This is a genomic window from Nonomuraea dietziae, from assembly GCF_014195505.1.
GTDB classification, from domain to species: domain Bacteria; phylum Actinomycetota; class Actinomycetes; order Streptosporangiales; family Streptosporangiaceae; genus Nonomuraea; species Nonomuraea roseola.
This window is the reverse complement of record NZ_JACIBV010000001.1, coordinates 3,430,842-3,444,359: the sequence shown is the minus strand read 5'-3', so window position 1 is coordinate 3,444,359 and position 13,518 is coordinate 3,430,842. Positions and strand designations below refer to the sequence as shown.

Annotated in this window: 14 protein-coding genes; 8 read left to right on the top strand and 6 right to left on the bottom strand. The window is 69.7% G+C overall.

Annotation, left to right across the window (positions count from 1 at the left end; all coding sequences use genetic code 11):
* Positions 1-211: 211 nt before the first annotated feature.
* Entirely contained in the window at positions 212-547 is a 336-nt protein-coding gene (locus FHR33_RS16460; RefSeq protein ID WP_246451928.1) for a cupin domain-containing protein, read from the top strand.
* Positions 548-667: 120 nt separating this feature from the next.
* Here FHR33_RS16460 and FHR33_RS16455 read toward each other — a convergent pair whose 3' ends face one another.
* Positions 668-2,809, bottom strand: coding sequence for a SpoIIE family protein phosphatase (locus tag FHR33_RS16455; protein ID WP_376773160.1), 2,142 nt, complete (start codon positions 2,807-2,809; stop codon positions 668-670).
* Positions 2,810-3,088: 279 nt separating this feature from the next.
* Between FHR33_RS16455 and FHR33_RS16450 the strand changes: the two genes are divergently transcribed.
* Together FHR33_RS16450 and FHR33_RS16445 are read left to right on the top strand one after the other, a co-directional pair.
* A complete protein-coding gene (locus FHR33_RS16450) occupies positions 3,089-3,559 on the top strand; it encodes a MarR family winged helix-turn-helix transcriptional regulator (protein ID WP_183648172.1) in 471 nt (156 codons plus the stop codon).
* Positions 3,560-3,774: 215 nt separating this feature from the next.
* On the top strand, positions 3,775-4,911 hold the full coding sequence (locus tag FHR33_RS16445; protein ID WP_183648169.1) for an FAD-dependent oxidoreductase: 1,137 nt from the start codon (positions 3,775-3,777) through the stop codon (positions 4,909-4,911).
* A 21-nt stretch (positions 4,912-4,932) separates the two neighbouring features.
* Here FHR33_RS16445 and FHR33_RS16440 read toward each other — a convergent pair whose 3' ends face one another.
* A complete protein-coding gene (locus tag FHR33_RS16440; RefSeq protein WP_183648166.1) occupies positions 4,933-5,871 on the bottom strand; it encodes a threonine ammonia-lyase in 939 nt (312 codons plus the stop codon).
* A gap of 96 nt (positions 5,872-5,967) precedes the next feature.
* Here FHR33_RS16440 and FHR33_RS16435 point away from each other — a divergent pair, with 96 nt between their 5' ends.
* Positions 5,968-6,426 (top strand): Lrp/AsnC family transcriptional regulator, encoded by a 459-nt coding sequence (locus FHR33_RS16435; RefSeq protein ID WP_183648163.1) that lies wholly within the window; start codon positions 5,968-5,970, stop codon positions 6,424-6,426.
* A gap of 11 nt (positions 6,427-6,437) precedes the next feature.
* On the opposite strand, the gene FHR33_RS16430 is transcribed toward FHR33_RS16435, so the two are convergent.
* From FHR33_RS16430 to FHR33_RS16415, 4 genes are read right to left on the bottom strand one after another with little or no spacing between them, the layout of a single operon-like run.
* The gene (locus tag FHR33_RS16430; RefSeq protein WP_183648161.1) at positions 6,438-7,028 is read right to left on the bottom strand and encodes a GTP-binding protein; all 591 of its coding nucleotides are present in this window, start codon (positions 7,026-7,028) and stop codon (positions 6,438-6,440) included.
* Positions 7,009-7,377 (bottom strand): DUF742 domain-containing protein, encoded by a 369-nt coding sequence (locus FHR33_RS16425; RefSeq protein WP_183648158.1) that lies wholly within the window; start codon positions 7,375-7,377, stop codon positions 7,009-7,011. The genes FHR33_RS16430 and FHR33_RS16425 overlap by 20 nt, the downstream gene beginning before the upstream one ends.
* Entirely contained in the window at positions 7,374-7,793 is a 420-nt protein-coding gene (locus FHR33_RS16420) for a roadblock/LC7 domain-containing protein (RefSeq protein WP_183648155.1), read from the bottom strand. The genes FHR33_RS16425 and FHR33_RS16420 overlap by 4 nt, the downstream gene beginning before the upstream one ends.
* Positions 7,790-10,135 carry a sensor histidine kinase gene (locus tag FHR33_RS16415; RefSeq protein ID WP_183648152.1) on the bottom strand — a complete coding sequence of 782 codons (2,346 nt, stop codon included), beginning with the start codon at positions 10,133-10,135 and terminating at the stop codon, positions 7,790-7,792. Before FHR33_RS16415 ends, FHR33_RS16420 begins: the two co-directional genes overlap by 4 nt.
* Positions 10,136-10,303: 168 nt before the next feature.
* Between FHR33_RS16415 and FHR33_RS16410 the strand changes: the two genes are divergently transcribed.
* The 4 genes from FHR33_RS16410 to FHR33_RS16395 all read left to right on the top strand — a co-directional run bounded on the left by FHR33_RS16410 (position 10,304) and on the right by FHR33_RS16395 (position 13,506).
* Positions 10,304-11,338 carry a terpene synthase family protein gene (locus tag FHR33_RS16410; protein ID WP_183648149.1) on the top strand — a complete coding sequence of 345 codons (1,035 nt, stop codon included), beginning with the start codon at positions 10,304-10,306 and terminating at the stop codon, positions 11,336-11,338.
* A 92-nt stretch (positions 11,339-11,430) separates the two neighbouring features.
* Entirely contained in the window at positions 11,431-11,817 is a 387-nt protein-coding gene (locus tag FHR33_RS16405) for a VOC family protein (protein ID WP_183648147.1), read from the top strand.
* Positions 11,814-12,449, top strand: coding sequence for a TetR-like C-terminal domain-containing protein (locus tag FHR33_RS16400; RefSeq protein WP_183648144.1), 636 nt, complete (start codon positions 11,814-11,816; stop codon positions 12,447-12,449). The genes FHR33_RS16405 and FHR33_RS16400 overlap by 4 nt, the downstream gene beginning before the upstream one ends.
* A gap of 184 nt (positions 12,450-12,633) precedes the next feature.
* Positions 12,634-13,506, top strand: coding sequence for an SMP-30/gluconolactonase/LRE family protein (locus FHR33_RS16395; protein WP_246451924.1), 873 nt, complete (start codon positions 12,634-12,636; stop codon positions 13,504-13,506).
* Positions 13,507-13,518: the final 12 nt, after the last annotated feature.

Genomic DNA, 13,518 nt, shown 5'->3' with positions numbered 1-13,518 from the left:
TCCATCGCGTTCACCGCGCAGACGTAAAGGCAGTTCAATATCCGGACCTGCGAGAGATGTCGCGAAATCACGGGCTGATGGGCGGCACCGCGGCGGCACTTCGGAAGGACTGGGGAGCATTGGCCCTAACGATGGGCCAATTTGCTGGAATTGGACCTGGAGACCCGCACCAGGCGTCAAGGACGATGGTGGAAACCTTTGAGGAGGAAAGTTGGAGACTCGAACCAGCATGCCGGTGTCCGTGCCCGAGGTCGTCTCGACGTTGCCCGGTCCGTGGCAGCAACGCCAGCTGGCCGAGGTGAACGACGCCGTGGTCAGAGTGGCTCGCTTCCACGGCGAGTTCCCGTGGCACTACCACGACGAGGACGAGCTGTTCCTGTGCTGGGACGGCACGTTCCGCATCGAGCTCGAGGGGCGCGAGCCGGTCTCGATGAACGCTGGAGACGTCTTCGTGGTGCCCAGAGGGATGCGCCACCGCCCGGTCGCCGACGAGCCCGCGCACGCGCTCATGGTGGAGCGTCCCGAGACCAAACAGTTCGGCAACTAGGTTCTGCCGGAAGGGAGGTCGCCCAGGGGCTGTGGAAGACGTGAGAACCGGAGCCGACTACGTCAACGGGCTCGGTTCCGTGGAGACGTCGGCTCGCGACATACTTTGTAAAGGCCGGCCCTACGGAAGCGGCTCGGCGGCCAGGCGCAGCAGGAGGAGGGCGACGTCGTCGCTGCGACGGCCGACCTCCTCGACGTTCCTGATCAGGCTCTCCGCCAGCTCGTTCAACGGCTGGTCGCCGTCGCTCGCGAGCCTGGTGCCAAGAGCCGCCAGGCCGTCGTCGATGTCGATGCCCGGCACCTCGATCAGGCCATCGGTATAGAGCGCCAGGAGACTGCCGACCTCCAGCGGCACGTTCGTGCACGGGTACTCCGTCTCGGGTTCGATGCCGAGCAGGAGGCCCCCAGGGACGTGGATCACCTCGACGTCGCCGTTGGGATGCCGGACGAGAGGCTCAGGATGACCCGCTCGGGCGAGACGCGCCTCGCAGCGCCGAAGGTCGAGATGAACGTAGACACAACTGGCGAACAGGCCGGGATCGAGGTCGGTGAGCATCTGGTTCGTCCGGTACATCACCTCGCCGGGGTCGGCGCCGGCCGCGGCGTAGGCGCGCACCGCCGTACGGAGCTGGCCCATGAGGGCGGCGGCGGTGACGTTGTGCCCTTGGACGTCGCCGATGATGGCCGCGGCCGCTCCGTCGGGCAGGCGGATGAGGTCGTAGAAGTCGCCCCCGATGTCCATGCCCTCGGTGCCCGGCAGGTAGCGGGCCGCCGCGTCGAGCCCCGGTATGCGCGGAAGGGCGTGGGGGAGCAGGCCCTCCTGCAGGCCGCGAGCGAGTTCCGACTTGGCGTCGTACAGCCGGGCGCGCTCCATCGCCTGCGCGATCAGGCCGCCCAGCGAGGTCAGGACGGCGCGGTCCTCGACGGTGAAGGGGTGCGGCTCGCGGAAGGCGAGCACACACGTGCCGACGGGGCGGCCGGAGGCGATCAGGGGCAGCAGCGCCCATGCGGCCATGCCGTCGTCAGGGGCGACGGCGGACGGGTAGATGTGGTACAGCTCGTCATGCGATTCGAAGAAGTTGGGCACTCCGGTGACCATCGCCCGGATGCTCGGCGTGGGTGAGGTCAGGGTGAGCCGGCCGTACTGCTCGATGATGTGGGGCGGGAAACCCCGATGGCCGACGACGCGCAGCAGTCCCTCCTCGGCCGCCAGCAGAGCCACGGCCTGGGCGCCGAACGCGGGCATGATCTGGTCGGCGACCAGGGTCACCACATCCTGGACGCCGGCGGCCTGTGTCAGCGTGCTGGCCAGATGGAGGACGTGGTAGATGGCCCCTGTCCTGATGGGAAGCGCCACGTCGATCGGAAGCGTGTGGGCCGGAGCGGCCTCCGTCTCCACGGGAGCCGGGCTGATGCGTACGGTGATGCCGGAGATCGAGGGGTACAGGTCGAAGGCCAGCCACCGCTCCGGCGGGCACAGCGCCACGAACGAGGACGGCTGCTGGCTGATCATCGCCCTGCGGTAGCGGTCCTCGTACACCGGGTCGTCCAGCCACGGCAGCACGGTCCAGGGCTGGGCGCCGATCAGCCGCAGCGGTGACTCGCCGAGCAGGGCGGCTCCCCTGGGGCTGATGTAGGTGAGGCGGCCTTTGACGTCCAGCGTGCAGATCCCCTCGGGCAGGCGGGCCACCATCGCCCCGAGTATCTCCGCCGGATCGGTGAGCGGCGCCGCCTCGTGCCGGCCGGTGCGCCGCCTCGACGGACTCTTGCCGGCCAGAGCCTGCAGCTTCTCCGCCAGTTCGGCCGCGGCGGCGGTGAGGCGCTCACGCGTGTGGGCGGGCGGCGGAGGATAGGAGCCGGACCAGACGATGAACATCGCCCCGTAGTCGCCCGCGGGGGTGGACAGCGGGACCGCCGCGAGGGAGAACTCGTAGGGCAGGGCGACGGCGATCGTCGGGTAGCAGCGGACCATGTCCTCCTCGCTGCCCACCCACACCAGCCGCTTGTCCCGCAGCGCGTCGGCCACGGGGATCGGCGCGGTCAGGCTCACCCGCTCCCACGGCTGGACGAACTCCCGCGGCAACCCCTCCATCATCGCCAGCTCCAGCACCTGGCCGTCAGGAGAGAGGCGGTAGATGGCGCCGGTATGGGCGCCGATCTCCTGCAGCATCTCGGTCAGGACCTTGAGCAGCGCGTCCTGGTCGTCTGCCTCATCCGAGGCGGAGATCGTCTCGTTGGGTGGGAACTGTCGCCCCAAAGCCACCACCTCATTCCAGGGTCCTACATATAGGACGTTACCCCGACTGACCTGGAACTTTGGTGACGAGCCCGGTGGATGGGCACGCTTCGGCGGCGACGTGGCGCATGGCTGACGCCTCCGCAGCGCGTCCCTCCGCGCGACGGTGCCTTGGGCGCTCTCCTGGAAGACGTCAACGGAGGGTCAAGCGCCGTTGATGGCGCCCCGCGGATCGTCATGGCCCCGGACGCCGGCGCGGCGCCTGTACCGTTAGGGCGACTAACGCAAGTCGCTACGATCGACGGCATGAGTACCGGCGACATGCGGCACCTCGGCGACGATCCGGCCACTCCGGCACGGCTGAGGCAGATCCCGAGCAGGCTGCTGTCGATCGCGGCGGCGCAGGCCGACCGGTCGGTGAGCGCGGGGCTGGCCGCCGCCGACGCGCACAAGTGGCACTACGCCGTCCTGGCCGCTTTGGACGACTCCGGTCAGGCCAGCCAGGCCACGCTGAGCCGCCGCACCGGCATCTACCGCAGTGACCTGGTCTCGGTCATCAACGAACTGGCCGGACGTGGGCTGGTGCGACGGGAGAATGACCTGTCCGACCGCCGGCGCAACATCATCACCCTGACCGCGGAAGGGCGGGAGCAGTTGAGCCGGCTCGACCATCTCGTGTCGGCCCTCCAGGACGACGTGCTCGCCCCGCTGTCGCCGGCGGAACGGGAGCAGCTGGTCGGGCTGCTGACCCGGCTGGTCCAGCACCACGCCACGTAGGCGAGGTCGCGCGGAGAGGTCTGGAGCGGGCCGTCGACGTTTACGCGGCCCCTCTGTGACATCGCCGTCCACGCCGCGCTCACCGGCGAGCGCGGGTGGTCACCCGATCGGACCGAGCTCGCCGGCCTCGCTCGCCGTCGCGAGTCTTGTGGGCGACGCCCCATTGCTCTATAACGTGTAGTACTACTGCTTGTAGAGTTGATAGGGGTTCGCCGGTGCGCGTGCTTGTGGTGGGGGCGGGGATCAGCGGGCTGGCCGCGGCGCGGGGCCTGATCGCCGCGGGGCACGAGGTGGTGGTGCTGGAGCAGGCGCAGGGGCTGCGCCTCGGAGGCGGGGGCGTCACCCTCTGGTACAACGGCACCGCCATCCTCGCGGACCTGGCCGTCGACCTGGACGGCACCGGGCAGCGGCTGACGACGTTGCGTCTGCGGACGCGGAGCGGCCGCAAGGTGCTGGAGTTCGACCTGGAAGCGCTGGCGGCGCGGTTCGGGTCGGCGGCGCGGGTGATCCCGCGCGGATCGCTGATCACCCTCCTGGAGAGCGGGCTGCCGGAGGGGACCGTGCAGTTCGGCGCGGAGGTCGCCGAACTGCGGGCCGACCGTGACGGCGTACGGCTGCGCACGCCGACGGGTCAGGAGTACAGCGGCGACTTCCTGGTGGGAGCCGACGGCGTGCGCTCGCGGGTGCGCGCCCTCGTCCTGGGTGACGGACCGGCGGCCCTGACCGGCACGGCGATCTGGCAGGGACTGACACCGGCCCCGTTCGATCCCGGGGCGGTCACGACGCTGATGGTCGGCCGGCAGGGCGACTTCGGGTACATGGGCGCGGGTGACGGGCTCATGCAGTGGTTCTTCGACGTGCCGTGGTCGCCGGGGGCGCCGCAGGAGGTCAAGCCGCTGGAGATGCTGCGCCGGCGGTTCGCGGGGTGGGGCCCGCAGGTCGAGCAGGTTCTGGCGTCGCTGGCGGACGGCGACGCCGAGATGTACCCGCACACCAGGCACAAGGTGCCGCGCCGCTGGGGCGACGGGCGGTGCGTGCTGCTCGGTGACGCGGCGCACGGGATGCCGCCCGTCATGGCGCAGGGCACCAACCAGGCGCTCGAGGACGTGGCGGCCCTGCTGGACTGCCTGGACACCACGCCCGATCCGGCCGCGGTCGTCGGCGCGTACTCCTCCAGACGGAGGCGGCGGGCGGCCCTGGCCTCCACGGTCGCCTCGCACAGCCTCGCGGTGTCCGGTCCGAGGGCGCTGATGCAGAGCGAGTACCTCTTACGCATGAACGGCTTCGCACCAGCGGGACTTGCCACGCGCGGGTTCGGGCTGCTGCTGAGCACCCTCAGCAGCAGGATCTGACGCCGGCAGGCCTCATCCCGCTCAGCGCGCGAGCCGGGTGAGGAGCTCTCCGAGCTGCTCGGGCCGGGGGTTCGCGCCGGTCAGCACGGTGGCCAGCCGCTCGCCTGCGACCTGTCCCGTGGCGATCGCGGCCAGACCCGCCGCCCCTGCGGGCTCGAGGAGCACTCCCAGCGTCCGTGCCGCTCGCTCCATGGCGGCGGCGATGGCCTCGTCGGTCACCAGCACCATCTCGTCGACGAGTTCGCGCGCCCGCCGCACGGACTCCTCGATGGGGAGGCACACCGAGATCCCTTCGGCGAAGGTGTCGGCCCGCTCGATGGCGACCGCGTGCCCTGCCTCCAGGCTGCGCAGCATCGAGGGCGCTCCCGCGGCGTTGACCCCCACGACGCGGGTGGTGGGGGAGTGCGCCTTGATCCAGCGCGCCACACCGCTGATGAGGGCGCCGTCTCCGACGGGGAGCACGACGGCGTCGAACGCCTGGCCCGCGGCCAGTTCCACGCCGATGGTGCCCGCCCCCTCCGCGATCGCCGGCTGGAAGCCGTCTCTGAGGAAGACGACGTCGGGATGCTCGGCGGCGTACGCGGCCGCGGCGGCGCGGGCGGCCGAGCCGTCCGGGCCGGCCGGGCTGACGCGGGCGCCGAAGGCCTCCATCCTGGCCTGCTTGCCCGGATTGATCGTCCGAGGGACGAACACCTGGACCCGCATGCCTCGAGCCCGCCCCGCGTAGGCGACGGCCTGCCCGAAGTTCCCCGAGGACGCGCAGACCACCCGGGTGCCGGGGTCAAGGGCGCTCAGCGCGAAGTCGGCGCCTCTGCCCTTGAAGCTGCGTATGGGGTTGGCGGTCTCGAGTTTCACCGTGACGGTGCGGTCCAGTAGCTCGTCGACGTACTGCGGGGTGTCGAGGAACTGCGGGTCGATCACCCGCGCGGCCTTCTCGATGTTGGCCAGGTCGAGATCCATGGTGGTCGCCTTTCGCGAGGGGTTTCCCGTCAGACGCTAGGCGAACACGTGATCGAGGCGATTGAGATTTTTCGCGCCCAGGCGCAATAATTTCGCATGGACGAGATCGACCACCGCCTGCTCGGTCTTCTGCAGGACGACGCAGGCCGTACCTTGTTCGAGCTCGGCGAGCTGGTCGGCCTCTCGCCGAGCGCCGTGCAGCGTCGTATCGCCCGTTACCGCGCCGACGGCGTGCTGCTCAAGGAGATCGCCGTCCTGGATCCTCGGCGTCTCGGCCCCGTGGTCCTGGCCACCGTCCTGGTGACGCTGGTTCACGAGACGTTCGAGCACCACCGCGCCTTCGCCGAAAGGATGCGGGAGACGCCGCAGGTGCAGCAGTGCTACAACGTCGCGGGCCCGTGGGACTACGTCGTCATCCTGGCGGCTCCGAGCATCCGCGAGTGCGGGATGCTCGGGAACCGGCTGTTCAAGAGCGACGACAACGTCCAGCGCTACGAGACGCTGGTCGTGTTCGACACGGTGAAGACCGGCCTGACGATCCCGTTGTCCGTGTGAGCGCCGCCTCCCTACGGGGCCGGCAGCGGCATCATGCGCGACTCGGCGGAGTGCTGCACCAGTGTGACGAGCACGTCCCTGGTGGAGTTCCGCTTCCGCGCGTCGCACATGACGATCGGGATCGAGGGCTTGAGCTGGAGCGCCAGCCGTACCTCGTCGAGGTCGTAGGTGGGCGCGCCTTCGAAGGCGTTGACCGCGACCACGAACGGTGTTCCGCGCCGTTCGAAGTAGTCGATCGAGTGGAAGCAGTCGGCCAGGCGCCGGGTGTCGGCGAGGACGACGGCACCGAGGGAGCCCTTGGCCAGTTCGTCCCAGACGAACCAGAACCGCTCCTGGCCCGGTGTGCCGAACAGGTAGAGCACGTAGTCCTGGCCGAGGGTGATGCGTCCGAAATCCATCGCGACGGTGGTCGTGCCCTTGGCGGCCACTCCTGAGAGGTCGTCGACGCCGACGCCGCGGTCGGTGAGGATCTCCTCGGTTCGCAGCGGCCTGATCTCGGACACGGCGCCGACCATGGTGGTCTTGCCCGCGCCGAAGCCGCCCGCGACGACGATTTTGACAGCAGTGGGCAGTCGTAGGTGGTTAGAGCGATCGAAGGCCATCGAGCACCGCCTTGTACATGTTCATGTCGGCCATGTCCGCCTCGAATTGCGGTTCTCGTGCGGAGATGAGATTGCGGTCGTAGAGGTCTGCCAGCAGCACGCGGATGATGCCGACGGGGAGATTCAGATCGGCGGCGAGTTCGGCGACGGATCTGGGCGCCCTGCACAGCCGCAGGATCGACAGGTGTTCGGGGTCGAGTCCTGTCTCGGTCTCGGGCGGTGAATCCACGGTGAGCGCCATGGAGATCAGGTCGAACTTGCCGTTGGCGGGTCGCGCCCGCCCGCGTGTCACCACGTAGGGCCGGATGATCTCCGGTTCGACCCATCCGTCACCTGGGAGTTCGTTCACTGTTGGCTCCGGGCGTGCATCTCTGCAGTGCGGGCGTCTGAAGTGAGGTAGTGGCCGACACGCGTGACGAGCGTGGCCATCTCGAAGACCACCAGGCCGATGTCGGCCTCGTGGCCGCACAGGACGGCCAGGCAGGCCCCTTGTCCTGCCACGCTGACGATGAGGAACCCGGACTTCCACTCCACCACCGTCTGCCGTACCTTGCCGCCGCTGACGTGATCGGCGACGCCTCTGGCCAGGCTCTGCAGTCCGGCCGCCACGGCCGACAGATGCTCTCCGTCGGTGCGCTGCAGGTCTGCTGAGGATGCCATCAGCAGGCCGTCGGAGGAGAACACGATGGCGTGGTCGGTGGCGTTGACCCGATTGACCAGATCGTCGAGCAGCCAGTTCAGATCTGGGCTCGCACTGGATGTCACGCGTCGTCTCCAGACTGGTGGTCCTGTATGAGCTTCTCCGCCGCGGACCTGCCGCGACGGTTACCGGACTGCAGGGACTGCATCATCGCGCGGATCTCCTCCGGCGAGCGCAGGTCGTCGTCCTGCTCATCCGGTGGTGGCCCGATGAGGCTGGGCGGTGTGGGCGCGGCCTCCTCGCGCAGGGCGGGCACGAGGTTGGCCTGCGGCACCCTGAACGGCAGTCCCGACGGGGTGAACCCGGTGGGCGTCGGCGCGGCGGACTCGGCCTCCTCGGCCGGTTCGCTGTCGGCGGCGGGCGGTGCCGTACGCTGCGGCAGCGCTGTGAGGCCGGTCTGGGGTGAGGCCGGACGGGCAGGCTGACGCGTGGCCGGCGCGCGCGTGGCCGTGGCACGCGTGGCGGTGGCAGTCGTCTGCCTGATCGGCAGGCTCGTGAGGGGCTCGTCCTCGAGCGGCTGGACGGGGCCGGTTTCGACGAGCTCCTGGGGCAGCATCACGACGACGGTGGTTCCGCCGTAAGGGGAGGCCTTCAGCACGACCTGGATCTGGTGACGTGCGGCCAGGCGACTGACGACGTAGAGGCCCAGCCTCGCCGTGGCGCCGGTGATGCGGAACTCCGGCGGGTTGGCGATGCGCTCGTTGGCGGCGGCCAGGTCTTCCGGCTTCATGCCAAGACCGCGATCCTCGATCTCCACCACGTAGCCGTTGGCCACGAGCTGCCCGCTGACCTGGACGTTGGTGTAGGGCGGGGAGAAGGAGACCGCGTTCTCGATCAGCTCGGCCAGCAGGTGGACGACGTCTCCGACGGCGCGACCGACCAGGACGACATCGCCCATGGGCATGAGCGAGACGCGGGTGTAGTCCTCGACCTCGGCCAGCGCGCCGCGGACCACGTCGACCATGGGCACCGAGCGGCGCCAGGTACGCGCGGGAGAGGAGCCGGAGAGCACGATGAGGTTCTCCGCGTTGCGCCGCGTGCGGACGGCCAGGTGGTCCAGGCGGAAGAGATCCTCCAGCTCCACTGGGTCGGTCTCGCGCCGCTCCATCACGTCCAGCACGTTGAGCTGCCTTTGCACGAGGCCCTGGGTTCTGCGGGCCATGCTGATGAGGATGTCGCGGATGCTCTGCCGCAGTGCCGCCTGCTCGGCGGCGATCCGGATGGCGGTCTCCTGCACGGTGTTGAACGCCTGACCGACCTGCCCGATCTCCCCGGTGCCGAACTGCAGCGGCGGCGCCTCGACGGCGACGTCGACCCGCTCGCCGTTGCCGATGCGCTCGACCACCCGAGGCAGCCGTTCGTCAGAGAGCTCGTGCGCCGCGTCGCGCAGCTTCTGCAGCTGGGCGAAGAGGGCCCGAGCGGTGGTGATGGACAGGACGATCGACGCGACGACGGCGATGAGGCCGAGACCGCCGGCCAGGGCCAGCCGCACGACGACGCCCACGGCGACGGGCGTCGCGCGCTCCACGACACGGTCGCCCGCGCCGAGCACCAGGCCGTTGAAGTCGGTCAGGGCCTGCTCGGTCGCGGCCTTCCACTGCTCGGCGCTGAAAGGAATGGTCTCGACGACACTTCCCTGCCGCGCGAGAAGAGTCTCGAGGTCGTGCAGCCGGGTGAACGACCTGCCCTTGATCAGCTTGTCGTAGGCCGCTCGATCGGCATCGGGCAGCTCCGATGCGGCCTGCTCGGCGACGATGTGCCAGGCGCCCACCGTCCGGGTGAACTGCTCGTGCTCCTCGGCGTTCAGCCGTCCTTGGGCCAGCGCCCCGGCCAGCAGAGCGTCCTCTCTGGCGAGAATCTCTCGCGCCTTGCTGAGGGCCATGAGGGTACGGATGTCCCCGGCGAGGGTCTTGTCGTCGAGGGTCGCCATCGCGCCGTACATCCGATAGACGGAGTCGATGACGTCGGCGTACGCCGCGCTCGCCTCGATGCGGGTCACGCGTCCCGCGTCGACGGCCTGCCGGATGCTCGCGAGGTCGTCGAGCTTGGCGAACATGTCGGCGAGCCGCTTCTCTCCCAGGTCGTCGACCGCCCACTCGACGATTCCTGCGCGTGCTGAGGTCTCGAACTCGGCCTTGGTCCGATCGGCGCGCTGCCGCTGATCTTGTAGCTCCTTGCGGGAGCGAGGGGAACGCTCACCCAGTTGGATCATCGATGCCCGGCGTTCGCGCTGAAGTTCGACCAGCAGCGGCTCGCTCGGCCCGACCACGCTGCTGTCGAGCTGGGCGACCCAGAGGAGGTTGACGCCCTCGCGCAGGGTGACCCAGGCCGCGAAGGACCACAGAGCCGCCAGTGAGAGGAGCAAAGCCGTGACCTTGGTCCGCAGACGTGTATTGCGGAGGCGCATAGTACCTACTCTGCGAAGTCATGTGAGGGGCTGAGTGCCGGGAGACAGCGGCATAACGGCGCCGACGACCCGGGCACCCTAGCAAAGAATCGTGATCTTGATCAAGCAGTCTTTTCCGCTTGGTTTTTCCCTTTGTCAAGCAAGATCGTTGATAGGTAGGGTCGGTTCGTGAGCGGACCTGGCCCTGAGGCCTATTTCGAGATCCGTAACGACCTCGCGGACGGCTTGCTCAAGGGGTCACACCAACTCGCGGGTGTGCCCGAGACGGATCGGGCGACCGTCCTGCGCGCGGCGCTGGATGCCGTACCCGAGGCCTCCGCGATGCTGCGCCCCTATCCTGTGCTGTTCGCCGACGGCGAGAGCTCGGCCAGCAGAGTGGCCTTCAGCTGCCTGTCGGCCGCCGCCACGTTTCCGCGCGCGACCCGTGGCCGGCTGGCCGATCTCGGAGCGTTGACCGCGATCCTGTTCGGCATCGACGACATCGCGGACGGCATCGCCGGCGAGTGGTCCGAGGGGGAGGTCTCGGCGTTCTTCGCCGAGCTCCTCGCGATCCTGTCCGGCGACGCCGGCGCGGACCCGTCCGAGGAGCCCGTCGGGCAGATCCTGGCCGCGTGGACCCAGTGGTGCGCCCGCTTCCACGCGTATGCGGGCGCCGAGGTTCACTCGCCGAACCTGGTGCGGCAGATGGACATCGCCTTCGCGGCCATGGCGCGAGAGCGCGCCTGGGCCGCGGGAGTCGAGCCGTGGCCGTCCTACGACGGCTATCTCGCCAACGGGCTGCTCACCATCCTCTACCCCACCTGGTGGGCGGCGGCCCTGGCCATGTGCGGCCCCGCCCCGGCAAACGCGGAGCACTGGACGGCGATCGAGCCCATGACGCACCTGGGCGCGTCATCCATGCGGCTGGCCAACGACATCCGCTCGTTCGAGCGCGAGAAGAGCGAGGGCAAACCCAACTCCATCAGCATCCTGCAGGCATCGGGCATCGGCGCGGCCGCTGCGGTGCGGCGGGTCACGGCCCACATCGACGAGATCGACGCGGCTTTCCGCGGCGAGGTCGCCCAGGTGAGCGGTGAACTGGCGGAGATCGCGGAAGGGCAGCTCAGGAGCGTCTCCTTCAACGGCCGCTGGTACATGACCAGGGACACCCACGCCTACACCGTGCGGGACCTGGCGGGCGAGGCCGGCCTCCGCCCGGGCTAGAGCAAGCCCTGGCCGGCCCGACGGGCTTGTTTCCAGAGGACTGGCTCTATTACGATCCGAACCGGTACGGATCTTAACTGAGGAGACTGCCGGTGCGTGTGAAGGCCTTTGACCACCTGGTGCTCAACGTGCGGGATGTCGAGCGGGCGCTGGCGTTCTACTCGGGAACACTCGGACTCGAGGAGGAGCGGGTGGCGGAGTGGCGGGCGGGCAGGGCGCCCTTCCCATCGGTACGGGTCAACGAGTCCACCATCATCGACCTGGTCGACCGCCCGCGTGGCGAGTCCAATGTGGACCACATCTGCCTTGCCGTGGATTCTGTGGATTGGCAGCAGGTGATCGATTCCGGCGTCTTCACCGTGCTGGAGGGGCCGGTCGCCCGGTTCGGCGCGCGCGGCGAGGCGCAGTCGTTGTATGTGCAGGACCCGGACGGCAACACCGTCGAGCTGCGCTGGTACCCCCAGGACGCCGAGCGGTGAGTCGGGCAGGGGGCGGTCGGCCGCGCGATCCCGCGATCGACGCGGCGGTGCTGGCCGCGACCGTGGCGGTGCTGCGCGAGTTCGGGTACGCCGGGTTCGCCATCGAGACGGTCGCGGCCAGGGCCGGCACCACGAAAGCCGCGATCCGGCGACGGTGGCCCGTGCGGCAGCGACTGGTCATCGACGCGCTGGCTTCTGTGCTGGTGACGCCGCCGGTGCCGGACAAGGGCTGCACCCGCTGCGACCTCACCCGGAGCGTGCAACTGCTTGCCGAGGCGCTGCACGACCGGCTGCCCCCCAGGGTCCTCGCGCCCCTCATCGCCGACTGCGCGGGCGACGCCGACCTGCACCAGCACCTGCTGGCGGTGCTGGTGCAGCCAAGCAGGCACGCCGCCGCCACCGCGGTCAAGCGCGCCGTCGAGCGGGGCGACCTACGGCCGGACGCCGATCCGGAACTCCTGGTCGACCTACTGGCGTCCGTGGTCTATCAGCGCGCCCTGTTCGGTGACGCGCCGATCGACCGCTCTTCGGCCCGGCCGCTGGTGGACGTGGTGCTGCGCGGCGTGGCCGTCGACTTCGAACGGTTGGTGAGGATCAGCGAACAGCCCGCCCACCTCCGCCACCAGCACTGAGGCCGTGGGCACAACGACCGCTCCACCCAGCCCCCGTCATAGGTGATCATCAGCGGCGACGTCACAGACGGCGGCTGGTGACCTCAGCCTTCGAACCCCACTCGCCATGTCAGAAGGGCATCCGTTGATGCGATCGATCAGAGGTCTCGGTGCGATTCTCGCCGCACTCACACTGGCCATCACCATGAGCGGTTCCGCCGGAGCGACGCCGGACCGGCGGCCAGGCAAGTTCCCTGCATCGATCTCGTTGCCCGACGGCTTCCGGCCAGAGGGCATCGCCATCGGCTCTGGCCCGTTCGCCTTCATCGGCTCCATGGCCGACGGCTCCATCTACCGCGCCGACCTGCGCACCGGACGCGGCGCGATCATCAGCCGGGGGCCCGGCACGCCGTCCCTCGGGATGAAGATCGACCCGCGCGGACGGCTGTTCGTGGCGGGGGGCACGGGCGGTGACGCGCGCGTCGTCGACTCCCGCACCGGCCGGGTGCTGGCCTCCTACCGGCTGGCCACCGGCCCGGCGTTCGTCAACGACGTCATCCTTACCGAGGGCGCCGCGTGGTTCACCGACTCCACCAACCCGGTGCTCTACCAACTGCCGCTGCGCGGCGGACGGCTGCCCGCCTCCGCGGTGCGGATCCCTCTCACCGGAGACCTGGTGTACGGCGCCGGCTTCAACGCCAACGGCATCACGCCGACTCCGGACGGCCGGGGCCTGCTCGTCGTGCAGTCGAACACCGGCGGACTGTTCCGCGTCGACTGGTCCGGTGTGACCCGCCGGGTGGACCTGCACGGCGAGTCATTGCGGGAGGGCGACGGCCTGTTGCTGCGCGGCCGGACGTTGTTCGCGGTGCAGAACCGGCTCAACGCCGTGGCCGTCCTGCATCTGAACGCGGCGGGGACCGACGGCCGCGTCGTGCGGCGGGTGAGTAGTCGCCGGTTCGACGTACCGGCGACCGTGGCGGCTTTCGGGCCCCGGCTGTATCTGCCCAACGCCCGCTTCGACACCACCCCGACCCCCACCACCCCGTACACCGCCGTCGCCATCCCCCGCCCCTGAGCAGCGGTCGCG